The organism is Aeromicrobium sp. CF4.19 (assembly GCF_051262555.1).
GTDB lineage: Bacteria > Actinomycetota > Actinomycetes > Propionibacteriales > Nocardioidaceae > Aeromicrobium.
In genome coordinates, this window is the sequence record NZ_JBIMEU010000004.1 from 164,060 (window position 1) to 181,715 (window position 17,656).

General features: G+C 66.8%; 11 protein-coding genes. All 11 read right to left on the reverse strand.

The window, feature by feature from the left end; genetic code table 11:
- Positions 1 to 133: 133 nt before the first annotated feature.
- The 11 genes from ACHAAC_RS10720 to ACHAAC_RS10770 all read right to left on the reverse strand — a co-directional run bounded on the left by ACHAAC_RS10720 (position 134) and on the right by ACHAAC_RS10770 (position 17,655).
- Positions 134 to 3,970, reverse strand: a complete 3,837-nt coding sequence (locus ACHAAC_RS10720; RefSeq protein ID WP_435716221.1) for a DNA-directed RNA polymerase subunit beta' — start codon at positions 3,968 to 3,970, stop codon at positions 134 to 136.
- A gap of 54 nt (positions 3,971 to 4,024) precedes the next feature.
- Complete coding sequence (gene rpoB / locus ACHAAC_RS10725) at positions 4,025 to 7,513, reverse strand: DNA-directed RNA polymerase subunit beta (RefSeq protein ID WP_435716222.1); 3,489 nt, start codon at positions 7,511 to 7,513, stop codon at positions 4,025 to 4,027.
- A 273-nt stretch (positions 7,514 to 7,786) separates the two neighbouring features.
- Entirely contained in the window at positions 7,787 to 8,737 is a 951-nt protein-coding gene (locus ACHAAC_RS10730) for a hypothetical protein (protein ID WP_435716223.1), read from the reverse strand.
- Positions 8,734 to 9,351 (reverse strand): hypothetical protein, encoded by a 618-nt coding sequence (locus tag ACHAAC_RS10735; RefSeq protein WP_435716224.1) that lies wholly within the window; start codon positions 9,349 to 9,351, stop codon positions 8,734 to 8,736. Before ACHAAC_RS10735 ends, ACHAAC_RS10730 begins: the two co-directional genes overlap by 4 nt.
- Positions 9,321 to 10,586: an MCE family protein gene (locus ACHAAC_RS10740; protein ID WP_435716225.1), complete on the reverse strand. Its 1,266-nt coding sequence runs from the start codon at positions 10,584 to 10,586 to the stop codon at positions 9,321 to 9,323. Before ACHAAC_RS10740 ends, ACHAAC_RS10735 begins: the two co-directional genes overlap by 31 nt.
- Positions 10,583 to 11,983 carry an MCE family protein gene (locus ACHAAC_RS10745; RefSeq protein WP_435716226.1) on the reverse strand — a complete coding sequence of 467 codons (1,401 nt, stop codon included), beginning with the start codon at positions 11,981 to 11,983 and terminating at the stop codon, positions 10,583 to 10,585. The genes ACHAAC_RS10740 and ACHAAC_RS10745 overlap by 4 nt, the downstream gene beginning before the upstream one ends.
- Positions 11,983 to 13,275 carry an MCE family protein gene (locus ACHAAC_RS10750; RefSeq protein WP_435716227.1) on the reverse strand — a complete coding sequence of 431 codons (1,293 nt, stop codon included), beginning with the start codon at positions 13,273 to 13,275 and terminating at the stop codon, positions 11,983 to 11,985. Before ACHAAC_RS10750 ends, ACHAAC_RS10745 begins: the two co-directional genes overlap by 1 nt.
- On the reverse strand, positions 13,272 to 14,225 hold the full coding sequence (locus tag ACHAAC_RS10755; protein WP_435716228.1) for an MCE family protein: 954 nt from the start codon (positions 14,223 to 14,225) through the stop codon (positions 13,272 to 13,274). The genes ACHAAC_RS10750 and ACHAAC_RS10755 overlap by 4 nt, the downstream gene beginning before the upstream one ends.
- The gene (locus tag ACHAAC_RS10760; RefSeq protein ID WP_435716229.1) at positions 14,222 to 15,361 is read right to left on the reverse strand and encodes an MCE family protein; all 1,140 of its coding nucleotides are present in this window, start codon (positions 15,359 to 15,361) and stop codon (positions 14,222 to 14,224) included. The genes ACHAAC_RS10755 and ACHAAC_RS10760 overlap by 4 nt, the downstream gene beginning before the upstream one ends.
- On the reverse strand, positions 15,358 to 16,815 hold the full coding sequence (locus ACHAAC_RS10765) for an MCE family protein (RefSeq protein WP_435716230.1): 1,458 nt from the start codon (positions 16,813 to 16,815) through the stop codon (positions 15,358 to 15,360). Before ACHAAC_RS10765 ends, ACHAAC_RS10760 begins: the two co-directional genes overlap by 4 nt.
- 6 nt (positions 16,816 to 16,821) lie before the next feature.
- Positions 16,822 to 17,655 (reverse strand): MlaE family ABC transporter permease, encoded by an 834-nt coding sequence (locus ACHAAC_RS10770; RefSeq protein ID WP_435716231.1) that lies wholly within the window; start codon positions 17,653 to 17,655, stop codon positions 16,822 to 16,824.
- Between the last annotated feature and the right edge of the window lies 1 nt (position 17,656).

Sequence of the window (17,656 nt, forward strand, 5' to 3'; positions counted from 1 at the left end):
ATCAGCCCATTCTCAGGATGTCTCCCGATGCGGGAGAGCGGTCTTGGACGCCTGAGGTCACCGAGCCGCGGCCGAGACGGCGAACGGCCCCGGACCGTGGGTCCGGGGCCGTTCGTCGGGTTGAGGTGTCAGCTCACTCGTACGACGTGAAGTCGTAGTCGTCGAGCTTCACCGGCTGACCGTCCGCGCCACCGAAGCCGTAGTCGTACGACTCGTAGCCGGTGACGGCGTAGGCGGCCTGCCGGGCCTCCTCGGTGGGCTCCACCCGGATGTTGCGGTACCGGTCCAGGCCGGTGCCGGCCGGGATCAGCTTGCCGATGATGATGTTCTCCTTCAGGCCGCGCAGCGAGTCGGACTTGCCGTGGATCGCTGCATCGGTCAGGACGCGCGTGGTCTCCTGGAAGGACGCGGCCGACAGCCACGACTCCACCGCCAGCGACGCCTTGGTGATGCCCATCAGGACCGGTCGGCCCGAGGCCGGCGTGCCGCCCTCGGAGACGACGCGACGGTTCTCCTCCTCGAACTTCGCCCGGTCGACCAGGTCGCCGGGGATGAGGGCGGAGTCGCTCTGCTCGATGACCGTCACGCGACGCAGCATCTGGCGAACGATGATCTCGATGTGCTTGTCGTGGATGGCCACACCCTGGCTGCGGTAGACCTCCTGGACCTCGTCCACGAGGTGCTCCTGCGCACGTCGGACACCGAGGATCCGCAGGACCTCCTGCGGGTCGGGGGTGCCGTGAGTGAGCTGGTCGCCGACCTCGACGTGGTCGCCGTCGGAGACCCGCAGGCGGGCACGCTTGGTGACCGGGTGCTCCAGCGGCTCGGAGCCGTCATCGGGCGTGATGACGATCTTGCGCGTCTTGTCGGAGTCGTCGATCGTGACCCGACCGGCGAACTCGGTGATCGGGGACTCGCCCTTGGGGCGACGAGCCTCGAAGAGCTCCACGACGCGCGGCAGACCGTGCGTGATGTCGTCGCCGGCCACACCACCGGTGTGGAAGGTACGCATCGTCAGCTGCGTGCCGGGCTCACCGATCGACTGGGCCGCGATGGTACCGACGGCCTCGCCGATGTCGACGAGCTTGCCCGTGGCCAGCGAACGGCCGTAGCACTTGGCGCAGGTACCCGTGCGTGCCTCGCAGGTGAGCACGGTGCGGACGCGGATCTCCTCCACGCCTGCCGTGACGAGCTGACCGATCTCGACGTCGCCGAGGTCGCCACCGGCCGCCACGAGGACCTCACCGGACTCGGGGTGCGCGATGTCGACAGCCGCGTTGCGCGAGTACGCCGAGGTCTCGATGTTCTCGTTCGCCACGAGGTGGCCCTCGTCGTTCCGGACGGCGATCGTCTGCTTGAGGCCGCGCTCGGTGCCGCAGTCCTCCTCGCGGATGATGACGTCCTGGCTGACGTCGACGAGTCGACGGGTCAGGTAGCCGGAGTCCGCGGTGCGCAGTGCCGTGTCGGCCAAGCCCTTGCGAGCACCGTGGGTGGCGATGAAGTACTCCACCACCGACAGTCCCTCGCGGAAGTTGGCCTTGATCGGGCGCGGGATGATCTCACCCTTGGGGTTGGCCACCAGGCCTCGCATCGCGGCGATCTGACGCACCTGCATCATGTTTCCGCGGGCACCGGAGTGGACCATCATGTAGATGGGGTTGTCCTCGTGGAAGTTCTTCTCCATCTCGGCAGACACCTCGGCGGTGGCCTGCGTCCAGATCTCGATGAGCTCCTGGCGACGCTCGTCCTCGGTGATCAGACCGCGGTCGAACTGCTGCTGGACCTTCGCGGCCTGGCCCTCGTACTTGGCCAGGATCTCGGGCTTGGACTCCGGCGTGACGACGTCCTCGATGGAGATCGTGACGCCCGAGCGGGTGGCCCAGTGGAAGCCGGTGTCCTTGAGGTTGTCCAGCGCCACACCGACGTCGACCTTGCTGTACCGCTCGGCGAGGTCGTTGACGATGACGCCCAGCTGCTTCTTGCCCACCTGGAAGTTCACGTAGGCGTAGTCGTCCGGGAGCGCCTGGTTGAAGATGGCGCGGCCGAGCGTCGTGTCGACGGTCTTGACGTCACCCTCGGCGTCGGCGATGCGGATCTTCACCTTGCTCTGCAGGGTGATCTCCTTGCGATCAAAGGCCATCTGCGCCTCCGAGATGGAGCTGAACGCACGGCCCGAGCCCGGCATCTCGTCACGCTCGAGCGTGAGGAAGTACAGGCCGATGATCATGTCCTGGGTGGGCATGGTCACGGGACGGCCGTCCGACGGCTTCAGGATGTTGTTCGTCGACAGCATCAGGATGCGCGCCTCGGCCTGGGCCTCGGCGGACAGCGGCAGGTGCACGGCCATCTGGTCACCGTCGAAGTCGGCGTTGAAGGCCGAGCAGACGAGCGGGTGGATCTGGATGGCCTTGCCCTCGATGAGCTGCGGCTCGAACGCCTGGATGCCGAGGCGGTGCAGGGTGGGTGCACGGTTCAGCAGGACGGGGTGCTCGGTGATGACCTCTTCCAGCACGTCCCACACCTCGGCGCGGACGCCGCGCTCGACCATGCGCTTGGCGGACTTGATGTTCTGCGCGTGGTTGAGGTCGACGAGGCGCTTCATGACGAACGGCTTGAACAGCTCGATCGCCATCTGCTTGGGCAGGCCGCACTGGTGCAGCTTGAGCTGCGGGCCGACGACGATGACCGAACGGCCGGAGTAGTCGACGCGCTTGCCCAGCAGGTTCTGACGGAAGCGTCCCTGCTTGCCCTTGAGCATGTCCGAGATGGACTTGAGCGGACGGTTGCCCGGCCCCGTGACAGGACGACCACGGCGACCGTTGTCGAACAGCGAGTCGACGGCCTCCTGCAGCATCCGCTTCTCGTTGTTCACGATGATCTCGGGTGCACCGAGGTCGAGCAGGCGCTTGAGGCGGTTGTTGCGGTTGATGACCCGTCGGTACAGGTCGTTCAGGTCGCTCGTGGCGAAGCGGCCACCGTCGAGCTGGACCATCGGTCGCAGCTCCGGCGGGATGACCGGGACGGCGTCCAGGACCATGCCCTCGGGGTGGTTGCTGCTGCCGAGGAAGGCAGAGACGACCTTGAGTCGCTTGAGGGCGCGGGTCTTCTTCTGGCCCTTGCCGGTGGCGATGATCTCGCGCAGCGACTCCGCCTCGGCGGTGAGGTCGAAGTCCTGCAGACGCTTCTGGATCGCCTTGGCGCCCATGTAGCCCTCGAAGTACTGGCCGAACCGGTACGTCATCTCGCGGTAGAGCATCTCGTCGCCCTCGAGGTCCTGGACCTTGAGGTTCTTGAACCGGTCCCAGACCTCGGTCAGGCGATCGATCTCGCGCTGGATGCGGTCACGACGCTGGCGAGCCTCGCGCTCGGCGGCGTCCTTGACCTTGCGCTTGGCGTCGGCCTTCGCGCCCTCGTCCTCGAGCTGCTTGAGGTCCTCCTCGAGCTTGGCCATGCGCTCGTTGACCTCGGTGTCGCGGCGGGTCTCGAGCTGCTCGACCTCCATCTGGATCTTGGACTCCAGGGAGGAGAGGTCGCGGTGACGCGCATCCTCATCGACACGGGTGATCATGTACGCCGCGAAGTAGATGACCTTCTCCAGGTCCTTCGGGGCGAGGTCGAGCAGGTAGCCGAGCCGGCTGGGCACACCCTTGAAGTACCAGATGTGCGTGACCGGAGCGGCGAGCTCGATGTGGCCCATGCGCTCACGGCGCACCTTGGAGCGCGTGACCTCGACGCCACAGCGCTCGCAGATGATCCCCTTGAAGCGCACGCGCTTGTACTTGCCGCAGTAGCACTCCCAGTCCCGGGTGGGACCGAAGATCTTCTCGCAGAAGAGTCCGTCGCGCTCGGGCTTGAGCGTCCGGTAGTTGATCGTCTCAGGCTTCTTGACCTCGCCGAAGGACCACGTACGGATGTCGTCGGCGGTCGCGAGGCCGATCTTGAGCTGGTCGAAGAAGTTCACGTCGAGCACGGTGTGGGGTGACCTTTCACCAAGAGAAAAAATTCAACGGGGGAAGTGTGGTTACTACACTTCTTCGACGCTGGACGGCTCGCGACGGGAGAGGTCGATGCCGAGCTCCTCCGCTGCGCGGAAGAGATCCTCCTCGGCGTCTCGCATCTCCACGGCGGTTCCCTCCGCGTTCAGCACCTCGACGTGCAGGCACAGCGACTGCATCTCCTTGACGAGCACCTTGAAGGACTCCGGGATGCCGGGCTCGGGGACGTTCTCGCCCTTGACGATCGCCTCGTAGACCTTGACGCGGCCGAGGATGTCGTCGGACTTGATCGTCAGCAGCTCCTGCAGCGCGTACGCCGCACCGTAGGCCTCCAGTGCCCAGACCTCCATCTCACCGAAGCGCTGGCCACCGAACTGGGCCTTGCCGCCGAGCGGCTGCTGGGTGATCATCGAGTACGGGCCGGTCGAGCGCGCGTGGATCTTGTCGTCGACCAGGTGGTGCAGCTTCAGCAGGTACATGTAGCCGACGCTGACCGGGTCCGGGAACTTCTCCCCGCTGCGTCCGTCGAACAGGACCGCCTTGCCGTCAGGGCCGACCATGCGGTCGCCGTCACGGTTGGGCAGCGTCGAGGAGAGCAGTCCGGAGATCTCGTCCTCGCGGGCACCGTCGAAGACGGGCGTCGCGATGTTGGAGTCCGACGGCGCACGGTCTGCACCAATGGAGCGCAGGCGATCGGCCCACTCGTCCTTGAGGTCGCCGATGTCCCAGCCGGCCTTGGCGACCCACCCCAGGTGGGTCTCCATGACCTGGCCGACGTTCATGCGGCCGGGGACGCCGAGCGGGTTGAGCACGATGTCGACCGGCGTGCCGTCCTCCAGGAAGGGCATGTCCTCCACGGGCAGGATCTTGGAGATGACGCCCTTGTTGCCGTGGCGTCCGGCGAGCTTGTCGCCGTCGGAGATCTTGCGCTTCTGGGCGACGTAGACGCGCACCAGCTGGTTGACGCCGGGGCTGAGCTCGTCGCCGTCCTCGGCGTTGAACACGCGCACGCCGATGACGGTGCCGGACTCGCCGTGCGGCACCTTCAGAGAGGTGTCGCGGACCTCGCGAGCCTTCTCGCCAAAGATGGCGCGCAGCAGGCGCTCCTCGGGCGTCAGCTCGGTCTCACCCTTGGGCGTGACCTTGCCGACCAGGACGTCTCCGTTGCCGACCTCGGCGCCGATGCGGATGATGCCGCGCTCGTCGAGATCGCCGATCATCTCATCGCTCACGTTCGGGATGTCGCGGGTGATCTCCTCCGGGCCCAGCTTGGTGTCGCGGGCGTCGACCTCGTGCTCCTCGATGTGGATCGAGGTGAGGAGATCGTCCTGCACGACGCGCTGGGAGAGGATGATCGCGTCCTCGAAGTTGAGGCCCTGCCACGGCATGAAGGCCACGAGCAGGTTGGTGCCCAGGGCCATCTCGCCCTCGTCGGTGCAGGGACCGTCGGCCAGCGGCTTGCCGACCTCCACCCGATCACCCTGTGCGACCAGCGGACGCTGGTTCGTGCAGGTGCCCTGGTTGGAGCGACGGAACTTGGCGAGGCGGTACGTGGTGTACGTGCCCTCGTCCTCCATGATCTCCACGGAGTCCGCAGAGACCTCCTTGACCACACCGGCCTTCTTGGCCACGGTGACGTCACCGGCGTCGACGGCGGCACGGAACTCCATGCCGGTGCCGACGAGCGGGGCGTCGTTGCGGACGAGCGGGACGGCCTGACGCTGCATGTTGGCACCCATGAGGGCGCGGTTGGCGTCGTCGTGCTCCAGGAAGGGGATGAGTGCGGTCGCGACCGAGACCATCTGGCGCGGCGAGACGTCCATGTAGTCGACGTCGCCGGCCGGGCGGAGCTCGGCCTCGCCACCGCGCTGGCGCACGAGCACCGCGTCGTCGACGAACGAACCGTCGTCGGTGAGCGGGGAGTTCGCCTGCGCGATGATGAAGCGGTCCTCGTCCGTGGCGGTGAGGTAGTCGACCTGGTCGCTGACCTTGCCGTCCACGACCTTGCGGTACGGCGTCTCCACGAACCCGAAGGAGTTGATCCGGCCGTAGGAGGCCAGCGAGCCGATCAGGCCGATGTTCGGGCCCTCAGGCGTCTCGATCGGGCACATGCGTCCGTAGTGCGACGGGTGCACGTCGCGGACCTCGTAGCCCGCGCGCTCACGCGAGAGACCACCCGGTCCGAGGGCCGAGAGTCGACGCTTGTGCGTCAGGCCCGCGATCGGGTTGTTCTGGTCCATGAACTGGCTCAGCTGGCTGGTGCCGAAGAACTCCTTCAGCGCAGCGACGACCGGGCGGATGTTGATCAGGGTCTGCGGCGTGATCGCCTCGACGTCCTGGGTCGTCATCCGCTCGCGCACGACACGCTCCATGCGGGCCAGGCCCGTGCGGAGCTGGTTCTGGATCAGCTCGCCCACCGTGCGCATGCGACGGTTGCCGAAGTGGTCGATGTCGTCGGCCTCGACGACCGTCTCACCGACGGCGGCGTCGAGCTCGGCCTCACCGGCGTGCAGCGCGACGATGTAGCGGATCGAGGCGACGATGTCGTCGATCGTCAGCGTCTGCTGGTCGAAGGCCTCGTCGACGCCGAGCTTCTTGTTGATCTTGTGGCGACCGACCTTGGCCAGGTCATAGCGCTTGCCGTTGAAGTAGTAGTTGTCCAGCAGCGTCTGGGCAGCCTCGCGCGAGGGCGGCTCGCCCGGGCGCAGCTTGCGGTAGATGTCCAGGAGCGCGTCGTCCTGGCTCTCGATGTTGTCCTTCTCCAGGGTCAGGCGGATCGACTCGTACTGGCCGAACTCCTCCAGGATCCGCGCCTCGGACCAGCCGAGCGCCTTCAGCAGCACGGTGACGCTCTGCTTGCGCTTGCGGTCCAGGCGGACGCCGACGAGGTCGCGCTTGTCGACCTCGAACTCCAGCCAGGCACCGCGCGACGGGATGACCTTGGCGGTGTAGATGTCCTTGTCCGACGTCTTGTCGGGGGTGCGCTCGAAGTACACGCCGGGCGAGCGGACGAGCTGGGAGACGACGACACGCTCGGTGCCGTTGATGATGAAGGTGCCCTTGTCGGTCATGAGCGGGAACTCGCCCATGAAGACCGTCTGGGACTTGATCTCACCGGTCTCGTTGTTCATGAACTCGGCGGTGACGAACAGCGGAGCGGCGTAGGTGACGTCGCGGTCCTTGCAGTCCTCGACCGAGTACTTCGGGGGCTCGAAGCGGTGGTCGCGGAACGACAGGCTCATCGTCTCGGAGAAGTCCTCGATCGGGGAGATCTCCTCGAAGATCTCCTCCAGACCTGACTTGGTGGAGACGTCGGTTCGACCGGAGGCGACAGCGGCGTCGACGCCGACCTGCCACTTCTCGTTGCCGATCAGCCAGTCGAAGCTGTCGGTCTGCAGGGCCAGGAGCTCGGGAACCTCGAGGGGTTCGTCGATCTTGGCGAACGAGATGCGGCGAGGGGCGATCGACGCGGCGGTCTGTGCTGACTTGTTCTGGGCGGCGGTGCGCGAGGCGGCCAAGAGGAGTCCTTCCAAGGGCTTCGCAGAGATGGCACGGTATGGACTTCAGCGCACGCCACAAGACCCCGGTCAAGGGGTCTGATCACAAGCGTGGTGAGCGCGAAACTACAGTCTAGCCCTCGACGTCGCTGCCACGCAAGCCGGGTGCTTGACAACGCCTGCGCGATGGTCCAGCATGGGGGGCTTTTGTCCCAGAATCGCAGTGCTGCCCCAGCGCCCCGACGGTCGCGTGGGTCGAGTGGCCCGATGCTCCGCGGCCGGTCAGACAGCGGCTCAGTAGGCTTCGATGTCGTCGACGAGCCACTCTCCGTCGGACTCGACCATGGAGAGCGTGATCCGGTTGCCGAAGACCGTGGGCTGCTCGTCGCCGTCGACCAGCCGGGCCTGGTCGATGAAGATCAGCACCTCCACGCTGTCGGTGGAACAGTCGCTCCCGCACGGCTGGGCCGCGGCGTCCCGCGCGGTGGCCTCGACCTGGATCTGGCGCTGCGGAGCGAGATCGTCCAGGGCGGGCGAGATGGACTCGAAGTCCTCGGCGAAGCTCGGGGTCATCAGCGCCTGGGAATTCTCGAGGTGCTCGTCGAGCTGGTCGTAGCGGTAGCTGAGGATCTGCTCGGCAGCAACGGCGGCCGCATCGGCGGCCTCACCCTGTGCGGCCTCCACACCGAACGTGCCCTGAGCCCGATCCCAAGCCCAGTACGACGCGCCCGCGCCGAAGACGAGCGCGAGCACCATGACGACCGCGGTCAGGATCCGGGTACGGGTGAACCTGCGCCCGGTCGAGCCGGTCCCGCGGAGGTCGGTCCCCGTCTCGGACGCTGAGGGTTCATCGGTGACGGTGTCGACCTTCGAGTCACCCTCGTCCGACACCGGAGCGGTAGTGGTCGTCGCAGCCCGCGAACGACCCCGACGGCTCGCCGGAACGATGCGCGGGGCATTGCGCTGCGTGCTCTCTTCCGCCTCCGGCCTGGCGGAGGGGGCGGCAGGCTGCACCGACTCGTCCGACTCCACGTCGCTGGTGACCGCAGGGGTTGACCTCGCGGCACGGCCGCGAGCCTTCTTGGCCGGCTTCTTGGCGGAAGACTCGGAGGTGCTGGACGGCGGCGTGGCCCCCGGACGGGCGACAGGCTTCTTGACCACGCGCCGCGCCGGAGCCTTGGCGCCGGTGGCTGGGCCGCTCTCCCCCGCGATACGACGACGGGGCGGACGCTTCTCCTCGCTCACTCGGACTCCTCCTGAGGCTGCTGCTCGTCCGGGACGGTCTCGGGCAGCAAGCCACCCTGCTCGCCCGGCTCCCCCACCTCGGCCTCGACTGCGGCGACGGCGTCGAACTGGCTCACGAGCCACTCGCCGTCCTCCTTGGCGAAGGTGACCTCCCACCGGAAGCGGCGCGGCACGGCCGCCTCGCTCCCTGCTGTGGTGATGGCGGCGTTCACGGCAACGAGCACCACGGCGCTGTCGTCATCGATGGTGTCGATCGCGGTGGCGACCACACGAGCGTTCTCGCTGCGCTGGTCCTTGGAGTCGATGGCGGAGAAGACGGCGTCGGTGATCTGCGTGAACTCACCGTAGAAGCCCTCTGTCAGAAGATCGCGCATGCGCTCCTGGTATTCATCCTTCTCGGCAACGTCATACGTGTTGTAGGTGACCGCGAAGTCCTCGGCGCGCTGAACGACGGCCGCCCGGTCGCCGGACTCCTCCCCGTCACCCAGCATGGGCACCACCAGGCCGACAACGAGAGCGATGACGCCCACGAGCACGCCGAGCACCGTCAGGACGACGGGCAGGCGCTTGCGGGACGTCGAGCTCAGTCGCTCGTTGGATCCAGCAAGAGCCACGACAGGGCGTCCTTTCCTTCGATGGACGACGGCACGGAGGTGCGGTTCCGGTTGACGTCGTCGGAGTCCAGTGGGGTTCGAGTCGGCATCCGCTCCGGGTCGGTGCAGTCGATGTCGATGTCGAACCCGCGTGGTGTCAGGTTGTTGTTGGAAGCTGGGTTTCGTTCGCCCAGACGACTGGTGTCACCCGGGTCGCCAAGCGCGTCCGCCCCCAGTCGAGGACGATACCCCTCTTGGCAAGGCTCGACCTTTCCCTCTCCGACGGGCGATGAGAGGACGAGTCCGAAGGTGGCGTCGTACTCTCCCGGCCGACGCTCGCTGGGCGCGGCGACGCTGAAGGAGCCCTCGAGCAGGTACGGGTAGACGATCGACAGGACCTGCAGGCCCTTCTGGTTCCGGGCGAGAGGCTCAGAGACGGTCCGCAGGTCCGAGATGATGGAACGCAGGTCCTCGGCGTTCTCGTCAACGAGCTGGCGGGTCTCGCGGGCGGCGGGGGTGCCCTCGTCAAGCAGGAACCGGATGTCGTCGTCGGACTCCACCAGCGTGTCCGAGAGCAGCGCGAGGTTCTCCGAGAACGTGGCCAGCTGTCCGCGCTTGTCGATCTGCGTCTGCAGGACGCCCTGGGAGTCGTTGATGAGGGCGCGTGTCACGTCGATGTTGGCATCGGCCTCGTTGATGAACTCCGTGGCCGTCTCGACGATGCGTGTGAGGTCGCGTCCGGTACCCTCGAAGGCAGCGCCGAGCTCGGAGACCACGGTGCGCAGGTTCTCGGTGTCGACCGAGGTCACGAGCTCGTTCAGGTTGACCAGCAGCGTCGTGGTGTCGATGGGGATCTCGGTCTGCGTCCGCTCGATCACGGTGCCGCTGGCCAGGAACGGAGCCTGGTTGGACTGCGGCTGCAGGTCCACGAACTGTTCGCCGATGGCCGATTTGTTGGCCACGACGGCCTTGGCGTCGGCCGCGATCTTCGGGGCGTCCTTCTCGATGTCCAGGATGACGTCGACGCCGGAGTCCGTGAACTCCAGCTTGCCGACCTGACCCACCTCGATGCCCCGGTAGGTCACCTGGGCCCCGGCGAAGATGCCGCCTGAGTCGTCGAAGCGTGCCGTGACCGGGTAGGTCCGGTCGACGACGAGGCGATCGACCTCCGCGTACTTGCCGCCCACGTAGGCCGTGCCCAGGACGGTGATGATCGCGAAGATCAGCAGCTGGAACTTGGTGAGCCTGGTGATCATCGTGCCACCGCCGGTCCGATCAGCAGGCGACCGAGGTCGTCCTGGGACTCCATGAGCTCGGCGGGTGTGGTGCGGCAGGCGCCCAGCAGCCGGCAGAACCCGTTGCCGCCTCCATCTCCCTCGCTCGACGAGTCCGAACCGGACTGCTGGGGGGCAGGGTCGGGCTCGTCGTCCTGCCCCTGTGGCGTCAAGCCCTCGACCAGGTCGACCAGGTCGCCAGAGGGTGACACGGCAGCCTCACCCTCTTCAACGGCCTCGTCCTCGGAAGCCGAAGCCTGCGCACTGTCCGACGGCACGAGTGTGTTGCCCAGACTGAGGACTCCTTCGAGGAGGCTGGTGATCTGGTCGGGCCCCAGCTCGAGCCGGATGTCGAGGTTGGAGTAGTCGCCGTAGCAGGCCCTGTCCGAGACGGCGGCGGAGTTGTCGGAGGTGAGGTTCTCCGGGCATACCTCCCGTGCGCGCTGGACGCTGTTGCCCACGATCTCGTCGGTGAATGGAAAGCTGAGCAGCGCCTGGGTGGAGGTGGCGAGGTCGTCACCGGCATCGGCGAGGCCCTTGAGCGTGGGCTCGAGGTCGCGCAGCACGGCGAGTGTGTCGTCCTTGGAGCGGCGGATGACGCCGGTGGCGACGTCACCGAGGCGGTCGAGCGCCTCCAGCAGACCGACGATTCCGTCGCGCTGCTCATCGAGCACCGCGAGTGCCTCTGGCAGCTCGTCAAGCGCCTCGGTGATGGCACCCTCCTGCTCGTTGGCCGTGACCGCGAGGTTGTTGACCTTCTCCAGCGCCGTGAGCAGCTCTTCCTTGTTGTCGTCGAGCTGGCTGACGAACGTCTCCGAGGTCTGCAGGAGCTGCTTGATCTCGGGCTCGTTGCCGTCGAGCGTCTTGTTGAGCTCCTTGACGATCGTGTTGGTCTTCTCCAGGCCACCGCCGTTGAGCAGCAGGGACGCCGCGCCGAGGACCTCCTCGATGTCCGGGTTGCGTCCCGAGCGCTCCAGCGGGATGAAGTCTCCCTCGCTCAGCTCACCATTGCCGGGGTTCTCCGGCGGCGCGAGCGCGACGAACTTCTCGCCCAGCAGGCTGGACTGGCGCAGAGTCGCCTCGGCGTTGTCGGGGAGCTGCACGTCGTCGTTGATCTGCAGGGTTGCAGTGGCCGTCCAGCCGTTGAGCTCGATGTCGGTCACCTTGCCGACGGCTATGTCGTCGACGCGCACGGCGCTCTGCGGCACGAGGTCGAGGACGTCGCGGAACTCGACCGTGACCTCGTAGGGGTCGTCGCCGAGGTCCGCGCCACCGGGCAGCGGCAGGTCATAGGGCGAGAAGCCACACCCGCTGAGGACGACCGCGGAGGCGGCGACGAGAGCGGTGGTCCGCGCGAGCCGTGGCGTGGTTCTGGTCATCACTGCACCGCCAGCATCTCGTCGAGCGAGGTCATGGTCCGGTCGGGCGAGGACGCCGAAGGCACCGCAGTGCGCTCGGCCGCCAAGCCCTCCCGCAGCTGCTGAAGCAGCTCGTCCGGAACGTCCTCGTCCTCCGCCGAGGAGGACGGCTCCTCGCCGCCACTCGTGGCGCCAGTCGCGCCGCGGAGACCGTCGGCAGCGCTGCCGAGAATCGGTCCGAGGATGTCGGTGAGGATGTCACACCCGTCACCCAAGAACTCGGGAAGTCCCAGGCCCCTCCCCGCCTCGCAGAGAATTTTCGGCAGGCCCTCAACCGCGCCGGTGACCAGACTGAGGAGATCGGCGTGGTTGTCGAGCGTGCCGAACTCACTGTTGTAGGTGAGGGCCACGTTGGACAGGGCGGTCGGGGCGCTGACGGTGAACTCCTCGATGTCGGACTCGTGGCGGGCCAGGACGTCGGCGATCGTCTCCAGGTTCTGGACGTTGCCACGCAGCTCCTCCCGGTTGTCGCGCACCAGCGAGCGAACCTCCACGAGCGCCCCACCCAGCGCGTCGAGCGTCGCGGCGAGATCGTCGCGCTCGCCCTCCAAGACCTCGGAGACCTCGGCCGTCGAGTCGAAGAACGCCCGGACCGAGGAGTCATTGCGGTTGAGCAGCTCGACGAACTGGGAGATCTCGCGGACGCTTCCGAAGAGGTCGTCCTTGTTGTCCGACAGCGTCTGGCTCAGCTGACCGAAGTTGCGCAGCGTCTGGTTGAGCTGGGCTCCTTGTCCGTCCAGCTGGCCGGCGGTGTCGTCGACGAGGTTGCTGAGGGCACCGTCGGAGTTGGCACCGTCCGGTCCGAGCGCGACGGAGAGGTCGTCGAGGGAGCTGTAGACCTCGTCCAGCTCGACCGGTACCTCCGTGCTCTCGACACCGAGCCTGGCCCCGTTCTCCAGCTCCGCGCCGCCGTCGTAGGCGGGAGCGAGCTGGACGAAGCGGTCGCCGACGATGGAGGGCGAGACGATGACGGCCTTGACGTCCTCGGGCAGCGTGACGTCCTGCGGGTAGGAGATCTCGGCCCGCACGCTGTCGCCCTGCGGAGTCAGCGTGTCCACCGTGCCGACCGGCACGCCGAGGATCTTCACGTCGGACCCCTCGTAGAGAGAGTTGGTGCGCGGGAAGTCCACCGTGAGGGTGCGTGACTCCGTGCGGTCGACGAAGACGAACACAGCACCGGCCACCAGCAGCAGGACCACCAGCACGGTGACCATCCGGCTCAGCCCGGCGAAACGACTCAACAACGAGCTCATGAGCCGGCCTCCCCGATCTGGACGTAGGTCTCGAACCAGGGACCGGTGCCCAGGGCGTTGGAGAAGACCCGAAGGAATCCGGGCAGAGCGGTCAACGCCTGATCGAGACTGTTCTGGTTCTGGCGCAGCATCGTGGTGACGGTCTCCAGGCGGGTCAAGGCGGGATTGAGGTCGGCGCGGGTGTCATCGACGAGCGCCGTCAGCTCTGCTGAGATCTCCTGCGTGGAGACCAGCAACCGGTTGATGGACTCCCGCCGCGAGGACAGGGCGTCGAAGAGCACCGAGGCGTCCTCGAAGAGCGTCTCCAGCTCCTCGTTGCGCGAATTGAGAACGCCGGAGACCTTCTTGAGATTCACCAGCAGGGTGTTGATCTGCTCGTCACGGGCCGCGAGGTTGGCCGAGAGGTCAGAGACGCCCTTGATGGCCCCGCGGAACTCCTCCGGGGTCTCGGCGGCCACCTCGGCGAGAGTCTCCAGAGCCGTGGCGATCTGGTCCTTGTCGAGCTCGTCGGTGGTCTCGCTCAGCTCGGAGAAGGCCTCCACGACGTCATAGGGGGCGACCGTCCGATCGACGGGGATCGTAGCGCCGCGGTCGAGCTCACCGCTGCCGTTGGGCGTGAGGGAGAGGAACTGCGCCCCGAGCAGCGTGCGGAGCTTGATCTCGGCCCCGGTCTCGGCACCCAGGTCGGTGCCCTTGTCGAGCTTGAACTCGACCTGGACCTTGTTGCCGTCCAGCTCGATCTGCTGCACCTTGCCGACGGACACACCGGCCACGCGGACCTCCGCGTCGTCGCGCAGTCCGCCGATCTCGCTGAACTCGGCGTAGTAGGTGTCACCCGCGCCGATGATGGGCAGCTGATCGGCGCGGAACGCACCCAGGAGCAGCGCGGCGATGACGGCGAAACCGAGCAGGCCGATGATGGCGTGGTTGCGCTCGCGGAAGGGCTTCACTCCTGATCACTCCCCCCGGAGGCGAGCGTCTGGGGGTACTCGCCATCGGCGGTCTCGCACCGATTCCCACCAACCTGGACGTTGGTCGGGTCGCCGTCGCCAGGCAAGCCACTGAGCAGGGCGCCCAGTAGGTCGTCCAGCACAGGAACGTCCTCAAGAGCCGTGATGTCGACGTCGAGCTCACAGACGTAGAAATTGAACAGCGAGCCGTTCGAGGCCAGGTTGCCCAGCTTCTCCAGCTTGATCGGCAGGATCTGCAGCGACTTCTCGATGGTGTCCAGGTTGTCCTTCTTCGCCAGGTTGCCCGAGAGGCGGTTCAGCTGCTTGACATCCCCGGTGAGGTCCTCACGACCTTCCGAGACCAAGCCAGACGTCTCCTCGGTCAGGGTAGAGATGGAGTCCAGGGATCCGAGGATCGCGTTCCGATCCTGCTTGAGCCCGGTGACGAGGGCCTGCAGGTTGTCGATGGTGGACGTCAGCTGGTCATCCCGGCTTCCGAGGGTGTCCAGCACCTGCGACAAGTTCGTCACGACGTCGCCAATGAGCTCATCGCGCCCGGCCAGCGTGTTGGTGAGCGAGGACGTGCTGGCGAGTAGGCTCTCGACGTTTCCGGCCTCACCCTGCAAGGTCTGCACGATCTCGAAGGCCAGCTGGTTGGTGTCCTCGGGTGACAATGCCTCGAAGACCGGCTTGAACCCGTTCAGCAGCACGTTGAGGTCAAGTGCCTCCTCCGTGCGCTCCTGCGGGATGGTGCTGCCCGGCTGCAGCCGCTCCGTGCCGCCCTCGGAGCCCTGGTACAACGCCATGTAACGCTGGCCGATCAGGTTGCGAAAGCGCAGCTGCGCGTTGGTGTTTTGCGTCAGTGGAGTGTCGGCCTCGACACCGAAGGTCACCAGGGCCTCGTTGGCGTCGACGATCTCGACCTTCTCGACCTCTCCCACGCGAACACCGCCGATGCGGACGTCGTCACCCTTGGCCGTGCCCGTGACGTCGCTGAAGCGTGCCTGGTAGGTCTCGGTCTGCTGGAACAGACCCTGGCTGAGGATGACCATGAGCAGCAGCGTCGCACCGCCGGTGATCCCGAAGAACACCATCAGCTTCAGCAGCGCGGACAGAGACTCCTTGTCGAGCTTCACGGGGCCTCCACCTCCGCTCCCCTCAGGACCGGGCTGAGCAGCAGGGAGGCGACGTCGGGTACATCCGCCGCGTCCACACCGGCCATCGCGCCTGCGAGCTCACGGACTTGCTCGCGCTGCTCGACACTGTCGGTGTCGGCCAGGCTGGGGCTCCCGTAGCCGGCATCGGCGAGCGAAGCCACAGCCGTGCGCTCGAAGGTCTCGTCCGGACCGAACTTGCCGTTGTGACCGTTGGTCAGCCCCAAGAGGGTATAGACCTCCTCGGCCACCTTGAAGGGCTCCTTGCCTGCACTGACTGCGCCGTTCGGGTTGTCGGAGTCATCTGGCCGGCCGGCGCCACCGAGCCCCTTGTTCTGGTACTGCGGAAGGGTCTCGCAGACCTGCTCGATCGAGTTGGGGCCGGTGGGCTGCGCTTGGGACGTGCCATCGATGACGGCCTGGTCGGGGAGCTGCGGCTCCTCCCCGTCCTCGTACTGGGTCGGCTGGGTGGCGAGCGTCTTGAGGTCGATGTGGACCGTGCGGTTGCGCAGCACGCTGTCCAGACGCGGGATGGCTTTGGCCATGCCACCGAGGAAGCACGGGAAGGTCGAGGAGTACTTGGCCGTGACCTGCAGTATCTCGCGGTTCTGGGCAGCGAGCGCCTCCAGGTCGTCGCCGTTGGCGTCCACGAAGTCGGTCAGCGTGTTGGCAAGACGGGTGCCTTCGTCGAAGAACGCGGCAAGCTCGGCGCGCTTGGCAACGATGGTGTTGCCCGTGGTGACGGAGTTGCGCAGCAGCCGCGCGATGGTCGGCAGCTCCTCGGCGTAGCCGTCGGAGACCTCGCCCAGCTTCACGACGTCATCGACGAGCGTCGGGACGTCAGGGTTGATCTGCTGCAGGTAGTCGTTGGCCGTCACGAGCGTCTCGCCGAGCTCCTCGCCGCGGCCCTCCAGCGCCTGTGAGACCGCGGTCAGGGTGTAGGAGAGGTCCGCAGGGTCGACCGCCTGCAGCAGCGGGTAGAGGTCGTTCAGGAGCTCCTCGACCTCGATCGGCACCTCGGCCTTGGTAATGGTGTCCCCGGCCTGCAGGGACTCACTACTCGGGCCGGTGCCCTCGGGCGCGAGGAGCGCCACGTACTTCTCTCCGAAGAGCGTCTTGGGGACCAGCTCGGCCGTGACGCCCGACGGGATGTCGTCGATGAGCTCGGGCTTCATGGCCAGCTCCATCGTGACGCCCTCGCCGGCCGGCTCGATCGAGCGCACCGAGCCGACGATCATGCCGCGAATCTTGACGTCGGCGTTCTTAGGCAGGTTGGAGCCGGCCTTGGTGGTCTCGAGCGTCACCACGTCGGAGTCGACGAACGACTTGTTGAAGAAGGCGTAGGTGAGCCAGACGAAGAACACCATCAGCGCGATGAACACGGCCCCGAGGGCCTTCAGCGACAGCGAGCGCTCGGCGAGAGGAGTGGCAGCCATGGGTGATCAGCCTGCCAATCTGACGGTGGCGGTCGTGCCCCAGATCGCCATGGAGGCGAGCAGGTCCACGACGTTGACGGCGACGATGGAGGTACGGACCGCGCGGCCCACGGCCACACCCACACCCGCCGGTCCACCGGAGGCGTAGTAGCCGTAGTAGCAGTGGATGAGAATCACTACGACGGCGAAGATGAGCACCTTGCCGAAGGACCACAGGACGTCTCCTGGCGGCAGGAAGGTGCTGAAGTAGTGGTCGTAGGTACCCGCACTCTGCCCTTGCAGCTGGGTGATGGTGAGCCGGGTGGCGAAGTAGGACGACAGCAGTCCGATGACGTAGAGCGGCACCACCGCGACGAGGCCGGCCAGCACCCGGGTGGTGACCAGGAACGGCATCGACGGGATGGCCATGACCTCCAGCGCGTCGACCTCCTCGGAGATGCGCATGGCACCGAGCTGCGCGGTGAAGCCACAGCCCACCGTGGCTGCCAGGGCGATGCCCGTGACGATCGGCGCGATCTCACGGGTGTTGAAGTAGGCCGAGACGAAGCCGGCGAGCGCGGCCGTGCCCAGCTGGTCCAGCGCCGCGTACCCCTGCAGACCGACCTCGGTGCCGGTGAAGAACGTCAGTGCCGCAATGACCCCGACCGTGCCACCGATGATCGCCAGGGCTCCCGAGCCGAGGGCGACCTCCGCGAGCAGGCGGACGACCTCCTTGGAGTACTTGCGCAGCGTCATGGGGACGGCCTTGACGACGCGCAGGTAGAACAGCATCTGCTGACCCAGGTCGTCCATCGCGCGGCTGGGGGTCTCATAGAGCGCGCTCAGGCGTGAGTTGGCCATC

What these genes read in the sequence shown, in the direction of transcription:
- ACHAAC_RS10740 (WP_435716225.1), bottom strand. Translation starts at nt 10,586, where the DNA reads ATGATCACCAGGCTCACCAAGTTCCAGCTGCTGATCTTCGCGATCATC.
- ACHAAC_RS10745 (WP_435716226.1), bottom strand. Translation starts at nt 11,983, where the DNA reads ATGACCAGAACCACGCCACGGCTCGCGCGGACCACCGCTCTCGTCGCC.
- ACHAAC_RS10750 (WP_435716227.1), bottom strand. Translation starts at nt 13,275, where the DNA reads ATGAGCTCGTTGTTGAGTCGTTTCGCCGGGCTGAGCCGGATGGTCACC.
- ACHAAC_RS10765 (WP_435716230.1), bottom strand. Translation starts at nt 16,815, where the DNA reads ATGGCTGCCACTCCTCTCGCCGAGCGCTCGCTGTCGCTGAAGGCCCTC.
- ACHAAC_RS10770 (WP_435716231.1), bottom strand. Translation starts at nt 17,655, where the DNA reads ATGGCCAACTCACGCCTGAGCGCGCTCTATGAGACCCCCAGCCGCGCG.